Consider the following 19,907-nt stretch of genomic DNA (forward strand, 5'->3'; position numbering starts at 1 on the left):
AGGCTGAACCACAACGAGCTATAGCCTGTATATCCATTGGGCGTTGACTGATTAATCAGCAACACATAATGACAACAAAGCTCTATAAAGAGCGTCGATGGGCAAGAAACTGTGAAAAAGCAAAGACCTGTAAATCTAGACCTTACAACAATATCTTTTCCTGCTCCTGCGTTAGCGTCGATCCTGCACCGCGTAACTGGCGTCGCCATGTTTTTCGCGCTGGTGTTTGTGATCTGGGCTTGGGCAGTGTCTTTGTCTTCTGCGGAAGGCTTTGAGCAAGTGAAACTGGTATTACAATCCTTCATCGCCAAGTTTATCGCCTGGGGTACTATCACAGTGTTGCTGTATCACATGTTAGGTGGCATTCGTCACTTGATTATGGACATGGGCCACTGGGAAGAACTGAAGTCTGGTAAAACCAGCGCAGTCGTGACTATCGTGCTGTGGATTGTATTAGCTGTTTTAGCAGGAGTTTGGTTATGGTTCTGAATCAAGCCAGTTTAAAGCGTGACGGTGTCCAGGACTACGTCTCGTTACGTGCCACAGCAGTTATTCTGACGCTGTACACTCTGTTTATTCTGGGATTTTTCCTGGTTACTCCTGAAGTAACCTACGATGTCTGGAAATCACTGTTTTCCAGTCTGCTGATGAAAGCCTTCACTTTATTAGCCTTAGTTTGTATCGCGGTACATACCAAAATCGGTCTGTGGCAGGTATTAACTGACTACGTCAAAAACGCAGCCTTGCGTGGCGTTTTACAGTTCCTGTTGTACACCTTAGCGTTTGGTTATGTGGCTGTTGGTCTCTTTGTTCTGTGGGGTGTTTAAGTGAATATTCCAGTACGCGAATTTGATGCCGTAGTAATAGGCGCAGGTGGTGCAGGTATGCGTGCCGCTCTGCAAATTACTGAATCAGGTTTAACCTGTGCTTTGTTATCCAAAGTATTCCCAACCCGTTCTCACACCGTATCTGCGCAAGGTGGTATCACTGTTGCGTTAGGTAACTCTCACCCGGACAACTGGGAATGGCACATGTTTGATACCGTCAAAGGCTCCGACTATATCGGTGATCAGGACGCTATCGAGTACATGTGTAAAACTGGTCCTGAAGCCATTACTGAATTGGAAAACATGGGCTTACCTTTCTCTCGTTTTGAGAACGGTCGTGTCTATCAGCGTCCTTTTGGTGGTCAGTCGAAAAACTTTGGCGGCGAACAGGCTGCCCGTACTGCAGCCGCTGCAGACCGTACCGGTCATGCCTTATTGCATCTGCTGTACCAACAAAACGTCAAAAACAAAACTCAGGTGTTTTCTGAGTGGTACGCTTTAGATTTGGTGAAAAACCAGGACGGCGCTGTCGTCGGTTGTACTGCTATTGAAATTGAAACCGGTCAAATTGTTTACTTCAAATCCCGTGCTGTAGTTCTGGCGACTGGTGGTGCAGGTCGTATTTATGCCTCAACCACCAACGCACACATCAACACCGGTGACGGTGTAGGTATGGCACTGCGTGCCGGTGTGCCGCTGCAGGATATGGAAATGTGGCAATTCCACCCGACAGGTATTGCAGGTGCCGGTACGCTGGTGACCGAAGGCTGTCGTGGTGAAGGTGGCTATTTATTAAATAAAGACGGCGAGCGTTTCATGGAGCGTTATGCGCCAAATGCTAAAGACTTAGCGGGTCGCGACGTTGTCGCTCGTTCTATGATGACCGAAATCCGTGAAGGCCGTGGTTGTGATGGTCCATGGGGCCCACACATCAAACTGAAACTGGACCACTTAGGTGCTGAAGTTTTAGAAAGCCGTTTACCTGGTGTCTGTGAACTGTCGAAGACCTTCGCTCACGTTGATCCGGTGAAAGAGCCTATTCCTGTGATCCCAACCTGTCACTATATGATGGGTGGTATTCCAACCAACGTGCATGGTCAGGTGATCCATCCGAAAGCGGACGGTTCTGAATCTGTGGTTCCAGGTTTATTCGCTTGTGGTGAAATTGCTTGTGTATCTGTACACGGTGCCAACCGCTTAGGTGGTAACTCCTTGTTAGACTTAGTGGTATTCGGTCGTGCTACAGGGTTACACCTGGGCGAAGCTCTGGCTGCGACCACTGAATACCGCGCAGCCTCTGATTCCGATCTGCAAGCGGCCTTAGCTCGTATTCAGCGCTGGGAAGCAACCAAGCCAGGTCAGGGTGAAGATCCGGTGCAAATCAAAAAAGACTTACAGCAGTGTATGCAACTGAACTTCTCGGTATTCCGTGAAGGTGCGGCTATGGCTGAAGGTTTAGCTCAGTTAAAAGAAATCCGTGAGCGTCTGAAGTATGCCCGTCTGGATGACAAGAGCTCAGACTTCAATACCATGCGTATTGAGTGTTTAGAGCTGGATAACCTGATGGAAACCGCGTTCTCTACTGCAGTTGCAGCCAACTACAGAACAGAGAGCCGTGGCGCCCACGCTCGTTTTGACTTCCCGGACCGTGATGACGAAAACTGGTTATGCCACAGCGTCTACACGCCTGACACTGAATCTATGTTTAAGCGTAAAGTGAATATGGAACCTAAGTTCCGTGAAGCTTTCCCAGCTAAAGCACGTACGTACTAAGAGGGATGCAGCATGAAGAAGTTAGTATTCTCTGTCTATCGTTACAACCCTGACGTCGATAAAGCGCCACGTATGCAAGACTACACTCTGGACAATCCAGAGGGTCGTGACATGATGGTGTTAGACGCACTGTTGAAATTAAAAGAGCAAGACCCAACCTTATCCTTCCGTCGCAGTTGCCGCGAAGGGGTATGTGGTTCAGATGGTCTGAATATGAACGGTAAAAACGGTTTAGCCTGCATTACGCCGTTGTCTGCGTTAGGCAAAGGCAAAGGTGGCAAGCTGGTGATCCGTCCGTTACCGGGTTTACCTGTAGTGCGTGACTTAGTGGTCGATATGACTCAGTTCTACACTCAGTATGAAAAGGTCAAACCTTACCTGATCAACGACGAGTTACCACCAGCAGGTGAGTACCTGCAATCGCCTGAAGATCGCGAAAAGTTAGATGGCCTGTACGAATGTATTTTATGTGCATGCTGTTCAACCTCTTGCCCATCGTTCTGGTGGAATCCGGATAAATTTATCGGACCTGCTGGTTTGTTACACGCCTACCGTTTCTTAGCGGACAGCCGTGATACAGCCACTGAACAGCGTTTAAACGATTTAGATGATGCATTCAGCGTGTTCCGCTGCCATGGCATCATGAACTGTGTCAACGTATGTCCAAAAGGTTTGAACCCGACCAAAGCCATAGGTCAGATCAAATCTATGCTGTTAAACCGGGCGCTTTAAGCGCCCTTTGTCAGAGCGAAACAGCCCTGATTGGTATAAAATGACGCGCGCTCATATGTATGGGGCGCTTTTTGCTAATTTTTTCCAGGTGCTTCGAATAAGGGAAACTAAATGCACGAAGGTGTAATGAAGGCGTGGTTAGAGTCTTCTCATTTAGGCGGTGGTAACATGGCCTATGTTGATGAACTCTATGAATCCTACCTAGCTGAACCGACCAGCGTCAGTGATGAATGGCGTGAGTTTTTTGCCAGTCTGCCAAAAATTGACGGCGTAGAACTCGAATCCCGTCACAGTGACATTCGCCAGCAATTCGCTGAACTCGCCAAAAACAAACACCGTGAAGTCATTACGGTGAACGCAGGCGGTTCGGATCAGCGTCAGGTGAAAGTTCTGCAACTCATCAATGCCTTCCGCTTCCGTGGTCATCAGCATGCTAATCTCGACCCGCTGAATTTGTGGAAGCAGCCTCGTGTGCGTGATCTGGAGTTATCCTATCACGACCTGACTCCGGCTGATTTTGATACCGAATTTAACGTCGGCTCTTTTGCTGGTGGCGAAACCAGTATGAAGTTAGGCGACTTATACAAAGCGCTGGAGGCCACCTACTGTGGTTCTATCGGCGCTGAGTACATGCATATAGTGTCGACCGACGAAAAACGTTGGATCCAACAACGTTTAGAAGGCCAACAGGCTTCACGTGCGCTCGGCAAAGAAGAAAAAATCAAGCTGTTACAAGGCTTAGTGGCTGCAGACGGCTTGGAAAAATATCTGGCTTCTAAATTCCCGGGCGCTAAGCGTTTTGGTTTAGAAGGCGGCGACGCCATGATCCCTATGCTCAAAGCTATGATCCACCGTGCCGGCGAGCAGGGCGCGAAAGACTGTATCATTGGTATGGCGCACCGTGGTCGTTTAAATACGCTGATCAACGTGTTGGGCAAAAACCCAAGCAAGTTGTTTGACGAGTTTGCCGGTAAATACGAAGTGGTGGGTGCCGGTGACGTGAAATACCATATGGGTTTCTCGTCTGATTTTGAAACCAAAGGTGGCCATGTTCACCTGGCGTTAGCCTTCAACCCATCGCACTTAGAAATTGTGAACCCAGTGGTTATGGGCTCAGTACGCGCCCGTTTAGACCGCCGTGGCAGCACAGACGGTACTTTAGCTCTGCCTATCACCATTCACGGTGACTCGGCGTTCGCAGGTCAGGGTGTGGTGGCTGAGACTTTTAACATCTCTCAAACCCGCGCCTTTAAAGTGGGCGGCTCTATCCGTCTGGTCATTAATAACCAGGTGGGTTTCACCACCTCTAACCCGGAAGACACCCGTTCTACGCCGTACTGTACGGATATCGCCAAGATGGTGCAGGCACCGATTTTCCACGTCAACGGTGATGATCCGGAAGCGGTGATTTTTGTCGCCCAACTGGCAGTAGACTACCGCAACACCTTTAAACGTGATGTGGTAATTGACCTGGTTTGTTACCGTCGTAACGGTCACAACGAAGCGGATGAGCCAAATGCAACTCAGCCGCTGATGTATCAGAAAATCAAAAAACACCCAACGCCTCGTGAATTATACGCTCAGAAGCTGATTGCTGAAGGTGTGGTGACTGCTGAGCAAGTACAACAGATGGTCGACAGTTACCGTGATGCCTTAGATAAAGGTGACTGTGTGGTGGAAGAGTGGCGTCCTATGACGGAAGTGGCAGTAGACTGGACTCCTTATTTGGGTCATGACTGGACTGCCGCTTACGATGCCAGTATGCCTGTGGCTGATTTGGTCGCTTTGGGTGAAAAAGCCATTGTCGTCCCTGAAACTCATGTGTTGCAGCGTCAGGTTGGTAAAGTCTATGAAGACCGCGCTCTGATGCTCAAAGGCGAGAAGAAAATCGACTGGGGCTTTGCTGAGATTCTGGCTTACGCTTCTATTGTTGGTGCCGGTAACCGCATCCGTATTGTGGGTCAGGATTCAGGCCGTGGTACTTTCTTCCACCGTCATGCGGTATTGCATAATCAGAATGATGCATCGACTTACACGCCACTGGAGCATATCAGCGACTCACAAGGTCCTTTCCAGGTGTACGACTCAGCCTTGTCTGAAGAAGCGGTTTTAGCCTTTGAATACGGTTATGCCACAGCGGAGCCCCGTGCTTTAGTGATTTGGGAAGGCCAGTTTGGTGATTTCGCCAACGGTGCTCAGGTGGTGATTGACCAGTTCTTAAGTTCTGGAGAGCAGAAGTGGGGCCGTTTATGTGGTCTGACATTATTGTTGCCCCATGGCTACGAAGGTCAGGGCCCGGAACACTCCTCAGCCCGTTTAGAGCGTTTCCTGCAATTGTGTGCTGATCACAATATGCAGGTGGTGGTGCCGACCACTCCGGCTCAGGTCTATGCCATGATCCGCCGTCAGATGGTACGCCCAATGCGTCGTCCTCTGATTGTAATGTCACCTAAGTCGTTGTTACGTCACCCATTAGCTACTTCTTCCTTAGAAGAAATCGCGTCAGGCGTGTTCCATAATGCCATTGGTGAGATTGACCCAATCAAGCCTGCGGATGTGAAACGTGTGGTGATGTGTAGCGGTAAAGTGTACTACGATCTGTTGGAAGAACGCCGTAAGCGCAGTATCACTGACATCGCTATAGTTCGTATTGAGCAGTTGTATCCGTTCCCGGCAGAGGAAATGGCAGCTATCATGAAAGACTACCAGCACGTGAAAGATTTCGTTTGGTGTCAGGAAGAACCGCAAAACCAGGGCGCCTGGTACTGCAGCCAACACCATTTCTGGGCCTCAATCCCAGCCGGTGCCAAGCTGACGTACGCTGGCCGTGAAGCCTCGTCTTCACCTGCAGTAGGTTACTTGTCTGTACACAATAAACAGCAACAGGCTTTAGTCAACGCAGCGTTAACTATTGCTTAAGAATTCGGCACAACTTCGGTTGTGCCTTTATTTATTTTGTCAGTGCTGCCGTAAGGCACTCTGACTTTGGTTTAAGTAACGATTCAGACCCCAAATTTTAAAAAGGTGACAAAGTGGAAATTAAAGTCCCGGTACTACCAGAATCAGTTGCAGACGCAACAATCGCCACCTGGCATGTAAAAACAGGTGAAGCCGTTAGCCGTGATCAAGTCCTGGTTGACATTGAGACCGACAAAGTTGTGCTTGAAGTGGTGGCTCAGGCTGACGGTGTGATGGGTGAAATCGTTCATGCTGAAGGTGCAACCGTAAACGCAGAACAGGTGATTGGTCATATGACTGCAGGTGGCGCTCCAGCCGCCGCACCAGCGGCAAAAGCTGAAGCTGCTCCGGCCGCAGCAGCCCCTGCTGCCGAATCGGATGATGTATTAACGCCATCTGTTCGTCGCCTGATTGCTGAAAAAGGCTTAGACGCTGCTAAAATCCAGGGTTCTGGTAAAAATGGCCGTGTGACCAAAGAAGACGTCGAAAAATTCCTGGCCGGTGCGCCAGCTGTTCCTGCTAAGGCCGCAGCTGTTGCAGCTCCAGCTCCGGTGCAAGGCGATCGCTCACAAAAACGTGTGCCTATGACGCGTTTACGTAAAACCATCGCCAACCGTTTGCTCGAAGCGAAAAATTCTACCGCTATGTTAACGACGTTTAACGAAGTCAACATGAAGCCAATCATGGACCTGCGTAAGCAGTACCAGGACGTGTTCGAGAAGAAACACGGCATTCGTTTAGGTTTTATGTCGTTCTATGTCAAAGCGGTCACCGAAGCGCTGAAGCGTTTCCCTGAAGTCAACGCTGCTATCGATGGCGATGATATCGTGTACCACAACTTCTTCGACGTCAGCATCGCTGTGTCTACACCTCGTGGTCTGGTGACGCCAGTTCTGCGTGACTGTGACAAGATGAACCTGGCTGAAATCGAAAAAGCTATCAAAGACTTAGCCATCAAAGGCCGTGACGGTAAGCTGTCTATGGACGACTTAACTGGCGGTAACTTCACCATCACCAACGGTGGTGTGTTCGGTTCTCTGATGTCTACGCCTATCATCAACCCACCACAATCTGCCATCCTGGGTATGCACAAAATCCAGGACCGCGTGATGGTGGTTGACGGTAAGATGGAAATCCTGCCGATGATGTATTTAGCGCTGTCTTATGACCACCGTATCATCGATGGTAAAGAGTCTGTAGGCTTCCTGGTGACTGTGAAAGAGTTGCTGGAAGACCCAACCCGTATTCTGCTGGATATCTAATATCTGGAAAAAGTAACTAAAAATGCTGTTGTTTTCGGGCAACAGCATTTTTTATCAGACTGATTGGCACTATAATACGCGCCGATCTAAAGGTCAGGTTGCACCACCGGTGTGACCTTCAATGTCAAAATGAACGGAAAATAGCCATGAATTTGCACGAGTATCAGGGGAAACAACTGTTTGCCCAATATGGTTTGCCTGTATCCAAAGGCATCGCCGCAGCAACTGTTGAAGAAGCGGTAGAAGCTGCAGATAAAATCGGCGGCGACATGTTTGTTGTCAAGGCTCAGGTTCACGCTGGTGGTCGCGGTAAAGCGGGCGGTGTGAAGCTGGTGAAAAGCAAAGAAGAGATCCGCGCTTTCGCTGAAAAATGGCTTGGAAAGAACCTGGTGACTTACCAGACAGACGAAAAAGGTCAGCCTGTAAGTCGTATTCTGGTTGAAACCTGTACTGACATCGCTAAAGAGTTGTATTTAGGTGCTGTGGTAGACCGTTCTTCACGTCGTATCGTGTTTATGGCCTCTACTGAAGGTGGCGTGGAAATCGAAACTGTTGCCCACGAAACGCCGGAAAAAATTCTGAAAGCTGCAATCGATCCACTGGTAGGCGCTCAGCCATTCCAGGGCCGTGAATTAGCCTTCAAATTAGGCCTGGAAGGCAAGCAAATTAACCAGTTCGTGAAAATTTTCATGGGTCTGGCGCAATTATTCCAGGAAAAAGACTTAGCTCTGTTGGAAGTGAACCCTCTGGTGATCACTCCGGCTGGCGATCTGCATTGCTTAGACGCCAAACTGGTGATCGATGGCAACGCGCTGTACCGTCACCCAGAATTAAAAGCGATGCAAGACCCTTCACAGGAAGATCCACGTGAAGCCCATGCTGCTTCGTGGGAACTGAACTATGTCGCTTTAGGTGGTGACATCGGTTGTATGGTCAACGGCGCTGGTTTAGCTATGGGTACTATGGACATAGTTAAATTACACGGTGGCCAACCTGCTAACTTCCTGGACGTTGGCGGCGGCGCAACCAAAGAACGTGTGGTTGAAGCCTTCAAAATTATCCTGTCTGATGACGCTGTCAAAGCCGTATTCATCAACATCTTCGGTGGTATCGTGCGTTGCGATATGATTGCTGAAGGTGTAATTGGCGCAGTGAAAGAAGTTGGCGTGAAAGTACCGGTAGTCGTTCGTCTGCAAGGTAACAACGCTGAACTGGGTGCTAAGGTGCTGGGTGAAAGCGGCCTGAACATTATCGCTGACACAGACCTGACAAGCGCTGCACAAAAAGTGGTAGCTGCTGCAGCGGCTAAGGCATAAGGGGTAATTCATGAGCGTTTTAATTAATAAAGATACCAAAGTAATTTGTCAGGGCTTCACTGGTGCTCAGGGTACGTTCCACTCTGAACAAGCCATTGCTTACGGCACTAAAATGGTCGGTGGTGTAACTCCGGGTAAAGGCGGTCAAACTCATTTAGGTTTACCAGTATTCAATACAGTCAAAGAAGCAGTAGAAGCCACTGGTGCAGAAGCATCAGTCATCTACGTACCTGCTGCATTCTGTAAAGATTCTATCCTGGAAGCGGCTAACGGTGGCATCAAGCTGATCGTGTGTATCACTGAAGGCATTCCTACTCTGGATATGCTGGATGCCAAAGTAAAATGTGACGAGTTAGGCGTACGCTTAATTGGCCCTAACTGCCCAGGCGTGATCACTCCGGGCGAATGTAAAATTGGTATCATGCCAGGCCACATTCATTTACCAGGTAAAGTAGGTATTGTTTCACGTTCAGGCACTCTGACCTATGAAGCAGTAAAACAAACGACGGACTACGGTTTCGGCCAGTCTACGTGCGTAGGTATTGGTGGTGACCCAATTCCAGGTTCTAACTTCATCGACATCCTGAAATTATTCCAGGAAGACCCACAGACAGAAGCCATCGTCATGATCGGTGAAATCGGTGGTTCAGCGGAAGAAGAAGCTGCTGCTTACATCAAAAAACACGTGACTAAGCCAGTTGTGTCTTACATTGCCGGTGTCACTGCGCCAGCAGGTAAGCGCATGGGCCACGCAGGCGCCATCATCTCTGGTGGTAAAGGTACAGCAGACGAGAAGTTCGCTGCACTGGAAGACGCTGGCGTGAAAACCGTGAAAAGCTTAGCCGATATCGGTAAAGCACTGAAAGAACTGACTGGCTGGTAATCCAACCTTTAGTCATTTCTGCTAATAAAACCCGTCCTTGTGACGGGTTTTTTATTACTGGCACAGAAAAGTTCCCTGGTTTAAAAGTTGGTGATCAATGAACACATTCATAGCTGATAGCGACGCGTTAAAACGTCGGATCCGTTATTTGAAAACATCAGTTTATCTGTTGTTAGCACTTTGGCTTGTGCTTATTTATTACAAACCCGAGCTTATCAACAACAGCAATATCCTGGGGTTAATCAGTGGTCTGGCAGTGTTTATGTTTTTTGACGCTTTGCTGCGGCATTACCAGCATGCACTTGATCTGCATGGCACAGAGCAGTTGACCTTCAGCCAAAGCGGATTTGAGTTTATACAAAAAAGTTCGGGTTATACCTTTGTTAAGAAAAACGAGGATATTGTCTCTGTCGACTATCGGCGGTTTCTTGGTGCTCCGTGCATACGAGTTCAGTTTAGAAACAATGAAGTCTATGACTTTAAATGGTTTTTGCATTCAGAGCTGTTATTGAAGGAGCTACAGAAAAGAGCTGTCAAGGTGGTTTCCTGTTAAGCCGTTTTGTTGTGGTTATAGGATGGAGAGCGGGCTTTAAGCCCGCTTTTTAGCGATAGTCTGTTGCTCAGGATCCGGTGTTTTGTTGTTCCAATTGCAACGGTAGTTGGGGGAAAGCCCGCTGAAATTTCAGTTGGCTTTCCTTAATAAGTCTTTCACCTTCCTCTTGTTGCTGCCGTGCTTCGGCTGCGTCACTTCGGGCCTCAGCCAGCTCTTCTTCTGCTTCTTGAATACGCTGCTGTGCATCGATACTTTGCTCTTTGGCACGGGCAACCATTTTTGTTCCTGTTTCCCAATCCTTGGCTAATTGATTCTGCAATTCAACCTGAGATTGCATCGACCCGGCGTGGCTGCGCATCATCTGCGCCATACTGGGTTCTTCCGTACTGGAACAGCCTGTAACCAGCAGTGCTATAGCTGCAGCCAGTGAGATTTTTTTTATTGAATTCATCATCATGTTCTCCTTATCAATAAGGTCAGAGACTGCAGCTATATGCCTGTCAGGGCATTTCGCCATCAGGTCTGATCACCAAATTGTCTGTGATTCAGTTGAACTGAAAATTAACAGCGTTGCTGTATCCCGGCTGCGAGTCGGTCTGTTACCGCCTGTTAGCCTCGGATTGGAAATAAAAATGCACATGACCGAGTTGAGAAAGGTCAACTCATGCTCGTGCGTTTTCGTGTTTTCTTGAGAGCAGTCAACCAGTTTTTACCTTGTAAGGCGCAACTGGACAGGATCTGGCAGCATTATCTGGCGCATAAAGCGCGTGGATTTTAATAAAATTTTCAGGCCTGCTTTTTCCTTAAGTTTTCTTTAAGCTTCCTGACGCACACTGCATGCTAAATCGGTATACAGGAGTGCGCTTATGTTGTCTTCGTATCAGTTCGACCCCTCAGCGGCTGTCAGATTGCCTGTGCAATCGGATAGCGACACCAAAGCGCTTTTGCAGTTGGTAAAAACTTCAGATCCGCAACGAGCCTCTATTGAGCAGTTCATCGCAGCAGGCTTTGCCAAAGCCTATCAAGCCGATGTGCAACGTTTTATGCCAAATCTTTTGGGGGTGAGCCGGGCGGGTGAATGGCAGGCGGTGCTGGGGCTTCGCAGTGCCGCCACAGGTACTGCACAAGGCCGTATTCACAGTCATTTATTTATTGAACAGTACCTGTCAGCACCTGTTGAACAATTGCTGGCACGCCAAGGTATCAGTGCTGAGCGTTCTGAACTGATAGAGATTGGCCACTTGTATGCCATCAACAGACAAAGTTTATTGCAGTTGTTTGTCTTAATGGCTTATGCCCTTGATCAACTGAATTACCGGTATTTGCTCTGTGCAGCGACCACACAAGTGCGCAGCATTTTAAGTCGTCATGGCATAGAGCTGACAGAGCTTGCGTTGGCAAAAGCAGAGGCTTTGGGCGAAGAGGCTGGTCATTGGGGCAGCTACTACGACACTCAGCCGAAAGTTTGTCTGATGGATTTGGCCGCGGTAACCCGCATCATACAAGGTGATGAAAAGTTAATAGCCTTAGCCCGCCAACATTGGCCACAGCTACATCAGTTAGTGGCTCGTTTACCAGAAGGAGACTGCTGATGCGATTTGAAGTACCCGCAACAGCGCAGATCCATGATCTGGCCAGTGGCCAAGTCTATTCAGCGCATCAAATAAAACAACGGATGGCATTGTGGCAGGAATTATTACTTGGCTATGGCGCGCAGCGTATCGCTTTAGCCGCCGATAGCTCAGCGGATTGGGCTTTGCTGGATTTGGCTTGTCTGGATGCTGATTTGCTGCTGGTGCCGCTGCCCACCTATTTATCTGACAGTCAGCGCGCTCATGTGTTGGCGCAGCTAGAGCCTGACATGTACATCACGGATCAGGACCAGCACTCGTCGGAGTTTAGCCTGGTCGAGCAAATGGGGGATTTATTGTTGTATCGCCGCGAGCTGCAAAGCTCAGGGGCAGCAATACCACCAACCTGCCAGAAAATTACCTTCACTTCCGGCTCAACGGGTCAACCTAAAGGGGTCTGCCTGTCGGCTCAAAGTCAGCTTGATGTCGCGCACAGTTTATTAAAACGTATTGATCAGCAGGCTCCGAAGCATCTGTGTTTATTACCTTTGAGTACTTTACTGGAAAACATCGCTGGTATTTATGCACCTTTGTTGGCCGGAGGTGAAGTATGGATAGCGCCGGATCATGTGCGGGGGTTTCATGGCAGTCAGTTAAACAATACTGCGGCGCTGTTGAGTCTGATCAGCAGTACAGCACCAAAAAGTCTGATTTTAGTGCCAGAGTTGCTGCAACTTTTGGTGATGGCGCGCGCTCAGGGCTGGCAGGCACCGGCATCCCTGCAGTTTATTGCGGTCGGTGGAGCTCATGTATCCGCTGCGCTATTGCAACAGGCAGCCCGTCTTGGTTTACCTGTGTATCAGGGGTATGGCTTAAGCGAGTGCGCCTCAGTGGTCGCATTATCCAGTGTTGATGCCCGCCAGAGCACAGCCGCAGAACTGGAGTGTGTTGGTACGCCTTTAGCTCACCGTGATATTGAGATTATCGACGGTGAAATCGTAGTAAAACAGCCTTTTCTGGGTTATCTGGGTGATGCGCAGTCGGCAAGCGATAAGGTCTTTACCGGCGATTTAGGCGAGCTGGATGCTCAAGGTCGGTTACGTATCTTAGGGCGTCGGAAAAATTTACTGATCTCAAGCCTGGGTCGCAATATTTCCCCAGAATGGCCTGAGGCCTTGTTAACTCAACAGGGTTTCATCCGGCAAGCTGTGCTGGTGGGAGATGCTCAACCTTATTGTGCCGCCTTGTTATACCTCGCGGATGCCAAAGCGGCAGCGCAATTGCCTGCTTATCTGGCAGAGGTGAACCAGCAGTTACCCGATTATGCGCAAATTAAAGCCTATCGACTGTTAACTCACCCCTTGTCTGTGGCCGATGGCACCTTAACCGCCAATGGCCGGCCACGCCGCGCTGAGATATTTAAGAAATATCAAAGCGAAATCAATAGTTTATTCGTTTCTAATCATGTTGGAGAGTCTTATGAGTTTTTATCAAACGCTGGTTAATGCAACGCAAACAGAGCGGGCTTATTTACTGGATGCTCCGATGATCCGCCGTACTTTTGCCGGCGACTTTACGCTGGACCATTACGTGGCTTTTTTGCAGCAGGCTTATCATCATGTCAAGCACACAGTACCGCTCTTAATGTCAGTGGGGGCTTTGTTACCCGAATCCAAAGAATGGCTGCGTAATGCTGTGGCCGAATACATCGAAGAGGAATTAGGGCATCAGGAATGGGTACTCAATGATATTGCCGCCTGTGGTTTTGACAAAGAGCAGGCCAGGGGCAGCACACCGGCTTTTGCCACTGAGCTGATGGTGTCTTATGCCTATGACTCAGTGCGTCGGATCAATCCATTGTGCTTCTTTGGCATGGTCTTGGTGCTGGAAGGCACCTCTATTGCGCTGGCTGAACAGGCGGCCAGCAAAATTGCCGCTACTTTACAGCTACCACGCAAAGCCTTCAGTTACCTGAACTCGCATGGTGCTTTGGATCAGGACCATATTAAGTTCTTTCAGAGCCTGATGGATAAAATCACCGACCCGGCAGAGCAGGCACTGATTATTCACAGTGCCAAAGGTTTTTTCCGCTTATACGGCGATGTATTCCGCAGTCTGGAACAACCACATGGCCTGACTAAAAAAGTGACAGCAGAGGAGGCTATGGCATGAACTTGTTAGCGGGAAAGACGGTGCTGCTGACAGGGGCGACAGGTGGCATAGGCGCTGAAGTCGCAAAACAGTTAAGTGCTGAGGGGGCGCGTCTGATTTTAACCGGCCGCTCTGTTGAAAAACTGCGCGCCTTACAAAACCATTTAGCGGCCGAAACCTTGATCTACCCCTGTGATTTAACGGATGCAACAGAGCAGCAAGGCTTACTGCAGTTTTGTCAGCAGCACCGTGGCATTGATGTGTTGATCAATAACGCCGGTATCAGTCAGTTTGATTTATGCCCAAAGCAAAACTACAGCGAGTTGGTCAGTATCAATCTGCTGGTGCCTATGCAACTTTGTCAGCTATTTCTGCCGATGCTACGCCAGCATAAAGGGCAAATCCTCAATGTGGGTTCTGCCTTTGGCAGCATAGGACATCCGGGGTTTACCGGTTACTGCGCGACAAAGTTTGGTTTGCGTGGTTTTACCGAGGCTTTGCAACGTGAGTTATCGGGCAGTGATATTCAAGTGAAGTATTTTGCGCCACGAGCGACAGAAACCTCGATCAATTCCAGCGAGGTTGTACAGCTTAATCAACAGTTGGGTAACCATATGGACAGTCCGGACTGGGTAGCCCAACAACTGGTCAGGCAGCTCAAGTCAAACGATCTGCGCTGTTTTCTTGGCTGGCCTGAACGGATTTTTGTCCGGCTTAATGGCGTATTCCCCGCTCTGGTGGATATGGGCTTAAAAAGTAAATTAACACTGATTGAATTATTTGCTGTGGGCAAGACCCGCTAACGAGGTAAAAATGAAAATGCTTAAATTAACCGCTTTTATAGCCGCTTTATTGCTGACGCTCGCTGCACAGGCCGATGTGTTGCAGGACATTAAACCGCTACAGGATCGCTGGGCAGAAGTGAATTACAGTATGACTGAAGAGCAAAAAGAAAAAGCTTTTCCTGAGCTGGTAAAACAAGCCAATGCCGTAGTGGCAGCGAATCCGGATAAAGCCGAAGCCCTGATTTGGCGTGGCATTATTAAATCCAGTTATGCTGGTGTCAAAGGAGGCTTGGGGGCGATGTCGCTGGCGGAAGAATCCAAAGCAGATCTGGAAGCGGCGCTGAAGATTGACAGTCATGCCTTACAAGGTTCGGCGTACACCAGTTTAGGCGTGTTGTATTACAAAGTACCGGGCTGGCCTATAGGTTTTGGCAGTGATAAGAATGCCAGAAAAATGCTGGAAAAAGCCCTGAGCATTAATCCACAAGGTATTGATCCTAATTATTTTTATGCAGAATTTTTAACGGAAGAGCGCGACTACAAAGCGGCGATGAGTTACATTGAAAAGGCGAAACAGGCGGCACCGCGTCCAGATCGGATCAGCGCTGACCAAGGTCGGCTGCAGGAGATTGCTGCACTAGAGGCCAAAGTCGCGAAAAAATTAAAACGCTAAACGGCGTTAAAAGTGGTGCGGGCGACGGGTTTTCGCCCGCAGTCAGGTTCGAAGGAGAACTGATGCGCATATTACTGGTTGAAGATGATCTGGATTTAGCCAAAGGTCTGGTTCTGGCCTTGTCCAGTCAGGGGTTTGCGGTCAATCACGTCAGCTTAGGGCAACATGCCTTAAACAGTATCAAGGCCAAAGATTGTGATGCAGTGATCTTGGATTTAGGTCTGCCTGATATGGACGGTCTGGCGGTGCTCAAACAAAGCCGTCAGAAAGATACTCATTTGCCTGTGCTGGTGCTGACCGCCCGGGATGGGGTGGATGATCGGATCCGCGGCCTGGATTCTGGCGCAGACGATTATCTGGTGAAACCTTTTGCGATGCCTGAATTATTTGCCCGCTTACGGGTGATAGAGAGACGCTTGGGAACAGCGACCACACATTTAATCAGGTTACAGCAGGTGGAGCTCGATACCAGTGCACATCAGGTGCGGGTTGAAGGTGAGGCGATTGGTTTATCACGCCGCGAATACATGCTGCTCAAAGAGTTGATGGAATCGGCAGGCAGGATCAAAACCCGGGAACAGTTGGAAGCCAGTTTATATGCCTGGGGCGAGGAGGTGGCCAGTAATGCACTGGAGGTCCATATTTCTAATTTACGTAAAAAGTTACCAAAAGACTTTATCAAAACCCTGCGTGGCGTAGGGTATAGCGTGAGCGCCAGCTAGGATTATGCGATCCTTACGCCGCTACTTAGTGACAGTGCTGATCGCGCTATTTACCCTGATCAGCTTTGTCGCCGCACTGCAAAGCTATAAACAAAGTGCCATCCGGGCCGAAGCTTTATTTGACCAGGATTTGCAGATCGTGGCCTCCAGTTTGTTGCAGCAACATCAGGTGGGAGCGCAACAGCAGTTGGGGTTGGCACTGCAAGTCTGGCAAAAAGGCCAGTTGCTCTATCGCAGTGCCTTGGCACCTGAAACTTCGATGTCGGACGCTGAAGGCTTTAGTGAACATAACTTTGCCGGTAAAAGATGGCGGGTGTACCGTCAGATGCCAAACGACGAGCTGACAGTGATAGTGGCGCAGCCGCTGCAACAGCGACAACAACTGGCGGATGAGGTGATCACAGCGTCTATTTATCCGGTGGTGTTAAGTTTGCCGCTGCAGGCAATATTGATCTGGCTGGTGGTGAGTAAAGCCTTATCACCTATTAAACGCTTTTCCGAGCAGTTGGCGTCGAAAAAAGCCAATGATTTAAGTCCGGTGCTGCTTGAGCAGGTGCCGGCCGAGCTGGATCAGATGCTCAAAACTACCAATCAGTTATTTGCCCGATTAGCCGATGCCTTTGAGCGGGAGAAACGTTTTGCCTCGGATGTTGCCCATGAACTGCGTACCCCCTTGAGTGTATTGCAGGTCAATCTGCATAATGCATCACAGCAATGGCATCGCTCGGGGATCAGCGATCCGGAAGGCTCTATGCTGGCGTTGCAGGCTGGGGTAGAGCGGATGAGTGCACTGATCGAACAAATTATGTTATTAAACCGCACCAACCCTGAGCATTTTCAGGCCCGGACCGAACTACTGGATGTGGCGGGTTTATGTCGTCAGGTCGTCGCGGACTGGTATCCACAGATTGACCGCAAACACCAACACATAGAGTTACTGGGCCTTGAGCATTTGTCGCTAAGAGGCGATGCGTTTGCATTACGTTTACTGGTCAGTAACCTGGTGGGCAATGCCAGTAAATATACTCAGCCGGGTGGTACCATTCAATTGCAACTGTCGGCAACGCCGGACAAAGCCATCCTGGTGGTACAGGATAACGGCCCAGGGATAGCGCCGGAAGAGTACCACAGGGTGTTTGACCGTTTTTATCGGGTTGGCGGTGACAGGCATCAGTCCGGCACTCTAGGTTCAGGTTTAGGGTTGGCCATAGTGCGCGACATTGTGATGTTGCATCAGGGTGAAATTGGTTTGAGTCAATCAGATTTTAGCAGTGGATTAAAAGTGACAGTGGAGCTGCCGCTTTGAAAAACAAAGAGTTGAAGCATAAAAAGCTAAGGCCAAATCATCAAAAACTAGTCGCCGTCAAGGCCTTGCTGTTACTGACTTTGCCGGTGGTGGCGGAGCAAAACGTATTTGAGCTTCGTATTAAAGATCACTTGTTTCAGCCGTCTGTGCTCTATGTGCCAGCCGGTGAAAAAGTAAAGTTGCTGGTGCTGAATCAGGATCCCTCGCCTGAAGAATTTGAAAGCTTTAGCTTAAACCGCGAAAAAGTCATTCTGGGGCTGGGCAAAGCCACTTTATTCATCGGACCTTTAGCGCCCGGACAGTACCAGTTTTTTGGCGAATACAATCCGGACAGTGCGCAGGGCGTGTTAATAGCTTTACCGGAAGCAGAGTGGTTACAGCATAAGGCGAATCATGCTTATTAATACGGTTTTAATGGTTTTACGTGAATTGCTGCCGCTGTGCTTGCTGCTGGCCACTTTGTTGGTCTGGCACAGAGCCCTGTGGCGCCATTTGCTCTGGTGTTTTGTCTTGCCTTCACTGCTGCTGCTCAGTCTGATCAGTCTGAATATGGTCTGGATTTCTGAGCAACTCGATGGTGTTGGATTGGAGCTTTTATACAGCTTGTTGTACATAAGCTGTTATGTGTTGCTTTGTATCTCAGCCTTCAACCCAGGCTACGCAGTCTGGACCTCAGCGCTATCTGCTGCCTGTTTATTCAGTATCAGTGGTAGTCACTTATTGTTATATATCTGGTTACCGGGGCAGGCTGATCACACGCCAGCCGATTTGCTGTTAGGTTCGGCGTTGGGCGCAGGCATAGGGGCCAGTATCGCTGTGTTGTGGTATTACCTGTTGGCGGAGCTGAAGCAATGGCGCAGCAGCAGTTATCAGGTGCTGTTGTCTTTGGTCGGGACCCGCCAGGTGATGATGGCCTCGGCGTTACTGATCCAATCGGATTGGCTTCCGGCTGGGCCGCAGGTATGGCATAGCGAGCATGGCTTGTCGGAACAATCTGAGCTGGGCTTTTTTTTGCAGGCGCTGCTGGGATATGAGGCGACCCCTGTTTTGTCCCAGCTACTGCTGTATTTGTTGTGTTTTACCCTGTTGTTCTGGTGCTGCCGCTTGATGGAGAAAACAAGATGAAGCTTTACCGTAAAAAAGCAGTAGCAAAGGTTTGGTGTTTTGTTTGTCTGGTCGGTAGCACGCTAGCATGGGCTGATGGCCGGGTGGTGGACAAGGTGTATCATCCTTATGTACAGCCGCTCGAACGGGAGTTTGAATACCGCTATTTTTACCAGCGCCAGGCCGATCATCCGGACAACAATACGATGGGCCAGAAACTAGGCTATGGCTTCTCGCTGTCCGAACGCACTGCGCTTGAAATTTACGCTATCGCCGACCGAATTCATGATCAGGATTACAAGTTATCGGGCTACGAGTTAGAACTGCGCTGGATGTTGACAGAACAAGGCCAGTACAGCGCCGACTGGGGCATGTTGTTTGAGCTGGAGCGGCAAAATAATCAGGATAACTATGAGTTTACCAGCGGCCTGTTGGTGGAAAAAGAATTCGGCCCAACCAGCCTGACCTTAAATGCGTTAGCAGTGTATGAATGGGGCCAGACGCTGGAGGCTGAATGGGAAGCTGAATTCCGTGCTCAGTACCGCTACCGCTGGTTACCTGCAGTACAGCCTGCTGTTGAATTGTATTCAGGCGAAAACTACAAAGGCGCAGGTCCAAGCTTAATGGGTGTGCACAAATTCGACAAACAACAGCAGTTAAAATGGGAGCTGGCAGTGATAGTGGCTATTGATAGTGCTACTGTAGACCGCACTTTACGTTTTGCCTTGGAGTACGAGTTCTGAGCCTGGTGAGACTCTGAACTGACGGACCGGCACTGGGTTATTTCAGCGCCAGTTTTAACCAATCCAGTTGGGTTTCAGAGACAGAATTTGCCTGCCCTAACATATTTAACAGGCTGAGCAGGTCTTGATTTTCCTCGGTATCCAGTAATTTCTTTACTCCCAGACTCCAGCGGCAGAAATCACGTTGTGCTATTTCTTTATGCACTAACAAGCGGACATTGTGGTGGCGGCTATCATGGCAAATCTTGTTGTACAACGCCGTAACAGCCTCAAGCTCACCTTCCAGGTATTGCAGGAAATAACGCTCATTAAACAGCAGCGCGCCGGTGATATGCTGTTTTTGATTATTATGCTCTGCTTGCGCTTTGATATCGTTAATCACCTGATCACTGTCGGATCGGCAACGTTCGCTGATATACACCAATTGGTATAAAGTTGGCTCAGCATGTTCAATAATCATAAAACTGCAACTCCGGGCAATACTAGCTGTTGTTCAAGGGGCATGCTCTGAGCCTGGTACCAGATAAAAACTCAGATTGGCCTGGATG

The 19,907-nt window shown here is 49.1% G+C and carries 21 protein-coding genes; 19 read left to right on the forward strand and 2 right to left on the reverse strand.

Translation table 11 applies throughout. The annotated features are described in order from the left end of the window. Positions 1-111 precede the first annotated feature (111 nt). The 9 genes from sdhC to SD53_RS03230 all read left to right on the forward strand — a co-directional run bounded on the left by sdhC (position 112) and on the right by SD53_RS03230 (position 10,304). Positions 112-489 (forward strand): succinate dehydrogenase, cytochrome b556 subunit, encoded by a 378-nt coding sequence (gene sdhC / locus SD53_RS03190; protein ID WP_082101763.1) that lies wholly within the window; start codon positions 112-114, stop codon positions 487-489. Further along, a complete protein-coding gene (gene sdhD, locus SD53_RS03195) occupies positions 480-827 on the forward strand; it encodes a succinate dehydrogenase, hydrophobic membrane anchor protein (RefSeq protein WP_046518777.1) in 348 nt (115 codons plus the stop codon). The genes sdhC and sdhD overlap by 10 nt, the downstream gene beginning before the upstream one ends. Continuing rightward, positions 828-2,600 (forward strand): succinate dehydrogenase flavoprotein subunit, encoded by a 1,773-nt coding sequence (gene sdhA / locus SD53_RS03200; RefSeq protein WP_046518778.1) that lies wholly within the window; start codon positions 828-830, stop codon positions 2,598-2,600. A gap of 12 nt (positions 2,601-2,612) precedes the next feature. Then, positions 2,613-3,332, forward strand: a complete 720-nt coding sequence (locus tag SD53_RS03205) for a succinate dehydrogenase iron-sulfur subunit (protein WP_046518779.1) — start codon at positions 2,613-2,615, stop codon at positions 3,330-3,332. A gap of 111 nt (positions 3,333-3,443) precedes the next feature. After that, positions 3,444-6,251 (forward strand): 2-oxoglutarate dehydrogenase E1 component, encoded by a 2,808-nt coding sequence (locus SD53_RS03210; protein WP_046518780.1) that lies wholly within the window; start codon positions 3,444-3,446, stop codon positions 6,249-6,251. Between the two features lie 113 nt (positions 6,252-6,364). Then, entirely contained in the window at positions 6,365-7,552 is a 1,188-nt protein-coding gene (gene odhB, locus SD53_RS03215; protein WP_046518781.1) for a 2-oxoglutarate dehydrogenase complex dihydrolipoyllysine-residue succinyltransferase, read from the forward strand. Positions 7,553-7,698: 146 nt separating this feature from the next. Beyond that, complete coding sequence (sucC, locus tag SD53_RS03220; protein WP_046518782.1) at positions 7,699-8,868, forward strand: ADP-forming succinate--CoA ligase subunit beta; 1,170 nt, start codon at positions 7,699-7,701, stop codon at positions 8,866-8,868. 10 nt (positions 8,869-8,878) lie between these two features. Beyond that, positions 8,879-9,751: a succinate--CoA ligase subunit alpha gene (gene sucD, locus SD53_RS03225; protein WP_046518783.1), complete on the forward strand. Its 873-nt coding sequence runs from the start codon at positions 8,879-8,881 to the stop codon at positions 9,749-9,751. A gap of 97 nt (positions 9,752-9,848) precedes the next feature. Then, positions 9,849-10,304: a hypothetical protein gene (locus SD53_RS03230; protein ID WP_046518784.1), complete on the forward strand. Its 456-nt coding sequence runs from the start codon at positions 9,849-9,851 to the stop codon at positions 10,302-10,304. A gap of 67 nt (positions 10,305-10,371) precedes the next feature. Here the strand turns inward: SD53_RS03230 and SD53_RS03235 are convergent, their stop codons facing one another. Beyond that, the gene (locus SD53_RS03235; RefSeq protein ID WP_046518785.1) at positions 10,372-10,758 is read right to left on the reverse strand and encodes a hypothetical protein; all 387 of its coding nucleotides are present in this window, start codon (positions 10,756-10,758) and stop codon (positions 10,372-10,374) included. 412 nt (positions 10,759-11,170) lie between these two features. On the opposite strand from SD53_RS03235, the gene SD53_RS03240 reads away from it, so the two are divergent. The 10 genes from SD53_RS03240 (at position 11,171) to SD53_RS03285 (ending at position 19,359) form a co-directional block, all read left to right on the forward strand. Next, positions 11,171-11,896, forward strand: a complete 726-nt coding sequence (locus tag SD53_RS03240; RefSeq protein ID WP_046518786.1) for a thermostable hemolysin — start codon at positions 11,171-11,173, stop codon at positions 11,894-11,896. Next, the gene (locus SD53_RS03245) at positions 11,896-13,380 is read left to right on the forward strand and encodes an AMP-binding protein (RefSeq protein ID WP_052749232.1); all 1,485 of its coding nucleotides are present in this window, start codon (positions 11,896-11,898) and stop codon (positions 13,378-13,380) included. Before SD53_RS03240 ends, SD53_RS03245 begins: the two co-directional genes overlap by 1 nt. Beyond that, entirely contained in the window at positions 13,355-14,047 is a 693-nt protein-coding gene (locus tag SD53_RS03250) for an iron-containing redox enzyme family protein (RefSeq protein ID WP_046518787.1), read from the forward strand. Before SD53_RS03245 ends, SD53_RS03250 begins: the two co-directional genes overlap by 26 nt. Continuing rightward, complete coding sequence (locus tag SD53_RS03255) at positions 14,044-14,829, forward strand: SDR family oxidoreductase (protein ID WP_046518788.1); 786 nt, start codon at positions 14,044-14,046, stop codon at positions 14,827-14,829. Before SD53_RS03250 ends, SD53_RS03255 begins: the two co-directional genes overlap by 4 nt. 10 nt (positions 14,830-14,839) lie before the next feature. Continuing rightward, entirely contained in the window at positions 14,840-15,484 is a 645-nt protein-coding gene (locus SD53_RS03260; RefSeq protein ID WP_046518789.1) for a tetratricopeptide repeat protein, read from the forward strand. 62 nt (positions 15,485-15,546) lie between these two features. Next, the gene (locus tag SD53_RS03265; RefSeq protein WP_046518790.1) at positions 15,547-16,206 is read left to right on the forward strand and encodes a response regulator; all 660 of its coding nucleotides are present in this window, start codon (positions 15,547-15,549) and stop codon (positions 16,204-16,206) included. Positions 16,207-16,210: 4 nt separating this feature from the next. Further along, positions 16,211-17,512: a sensor histidine kinase gene (locus tag SD53_RS03270; RefSeq protein WP_046518791.1), complete on the forward strand. Its 1,302-nt coding sequence runs from the start codon at positions 16,211-16,213 to the stop codon at positions 17,510-17,512. Further along, the gene (locus SD53_RS03275) at positions 17,509-17,916 is read left to right on the forward strand and encodes a cupredoxin domain-containing protein (protein WP_082101764.1); all 408 of its coding nucleotides are present in this window, start codon (positions 17,509-17,511) and stop codon (positions 17,914-17,916) included. The genes SD53_RS03270 and SD53_RS03275 overlap by 4 nt, the downstream gene beginning before the upstream one ends. Continuing rightward, positions 17,906-18,637, forward strand: coding sequence for a hypothetical protein (locus SD53_RS03280; RefSeq protein ID WP_046518792.1), 732 nt, complete (start codon positions 17,906-17,908; stop codon positions 18,635-18,637). The genes SD53_RS03275 and SD53_RS03280 overlap by 11 nt, the downstream gene beginning before the upstream one ends. Beyond that, positions 18,634-19,359 (forward strand): hypothetical protein, encoded by a 726-nt coding sequence (locus tag SD53_RS03285; protein WP_046518793.1) that lies wholly within the window; start codon positions 18,634-18,636, stop codon positions 19,357-19,359. The genes SD53_RS03280 and SD53_RS03285 overlap by 4 nt, the downstream gene beginning before the upstream one ends. A gap of 37 nt (positions 19,360-19,396) precedes the next feature. Here the strand turns inward: SD53_RS03285 and SD53_RS03290 are convergent, their stop codons facing one another. Then, positions 19,397-19,819: a BLUF domain-containing protein gene (locus SD53_RS03290; RefSeq protein WP_046518794.1), complete on the reverse strand. Its 423-nt coding sequence runs from the start codon at positions 19,817-19,819 to the stop codon at positions 19,397-19,399. Positions 19,820-19,907: the final 88 nt, after the last annotated feature.

Source organism: Rheinheimera mesophila (assembly GCF_000986865.1).
GTDB classification, from domain to species: Bacteria; Pseudomonadota; Gammaproteobacteria; order Enterobacterales; family Alteromonadaceae; genus Pararheinheimera; species Pararheinheimera mesophila.

Excerpts from the sequence above, each read along its gene's own strand:
- sdhD (WP_046518777.1), top strand. The coding sequence starts at position 480 with ATGGTTCTGAATCAAGCCAGTTTAAAGCGTGACGGTGTCCAGGACTAC.
- SD53_RS03205 (WP_046518779.1), top strand. The coding sequence starts at position 2,613 with ATGAAGAAGTTAGTATTCTCTGTCTATCGTTACAACCCTGACGTCGAT.
- SD53_RS03210 (WP_046518780.1), top strand. The coding sequence starts at position 3,444 with ATGCACGAAGGTGTAATGAAGGCGTGGTTAGAGTCTTCTCATTTAGGC.
- sucC (WP_046518782.1), top strand. The coding sequence starts at position 7,699 with ATGAATTTGCACGAGTATCAGGGGAAACAACTGTTTGCCCAATATGGT.
- sucD (WP_046518783.1), top strand. The coding sequence starts at position 8,879 with ATGAGCGTTTTAATTAATAAAGATACCAAAGTAATTTGTCAGGGCTTC.
- SD53_RS03230 (WP_046518784.1), top strand. The coding sequence starts at position 9,849 with ATGAACACATTCATAGCTGATAGCGACGCGTTAAAACGTCGGATCCGT.
- SD53_RS03235 (WP_046518785.1), bottom strand. The coding sequence starts at position 10,758 with ATGATGAATTCAATAAAAAAAATCTCACTGGCTGCAGCTATAGCACTG.
- SD53_RS03240 (WP_046518786.1), top strand. The coding sequence starts at position 11,171 with ATGTTGTCTTCGTATCAGTTCGACCCCTCAGCGGCTGTCAGATTGCCT.
- SD53_RS03245 (WP_052749232.1), top strand. The coding sequence starts at position 11,896 with ATGCGATTTGAAGTACCCGCAACAGCGCAGATCCATGATCTGGCCAGT.
- SD53_RS03250 (WP_046518787.1), top strand. The coding sequence starts at position 13,355 with ATGAGTTTTTATCAAACGCTGGTTAATGCAACGCAAACAGAGCGGGCT.
- SD53_RS03255 (WP_046518788.1), top strand. The coding sequence starts at position 14,044 with ATGAACTTGTTAGCGGGAAAGACGGTGCTGCTGACAGGGGCGACAGGT.
- SD53_RS03260 (WP_046518789.1), top strand. The coding sequence starts at position 14,840 with ATGAAAATGCTTAAATTAACCGCTTTTATAGCCGCTTTATTGCTGACG.
- SD53_RS03265 (WP_046518790.1), top strand. The coding sequence starts at position 15,547 with ATGCGCATATTACTGGTTGAAGATGATCTGGATTTAGCCAAAGGTCTG.
- SD53_RS03270 (WP_046518791.1), top strand. The coding sequence starts at position 16,211 with ATGCGATCCTTACGCCGCTACTTAGTGACAGTGCTGATCGCGCTATTT.
- SD53_RS03280 (WP_046518792.1), top strand. The coding sequence starts at position 17,906 with ATGCTTATTAATACGGTTTTAATGGTTTTACGTGAATTGCTGCCGCTG.
- SD53_RS03285 (WP_046518793.1), top strand. The coding sequence starts at position 18,634 with ATGAAGCTTTACCGTAAAAAAGCAGTAGCAAAGGTTTGGTGTTTTGTT.
- SD53_RS03290 (WP_046518794.1), bottom strand. The coding sequence starts at position 19,819 with ATGATTATTGAACATGCTGAGCCAACTTTATACCAATTGGTGTATATC.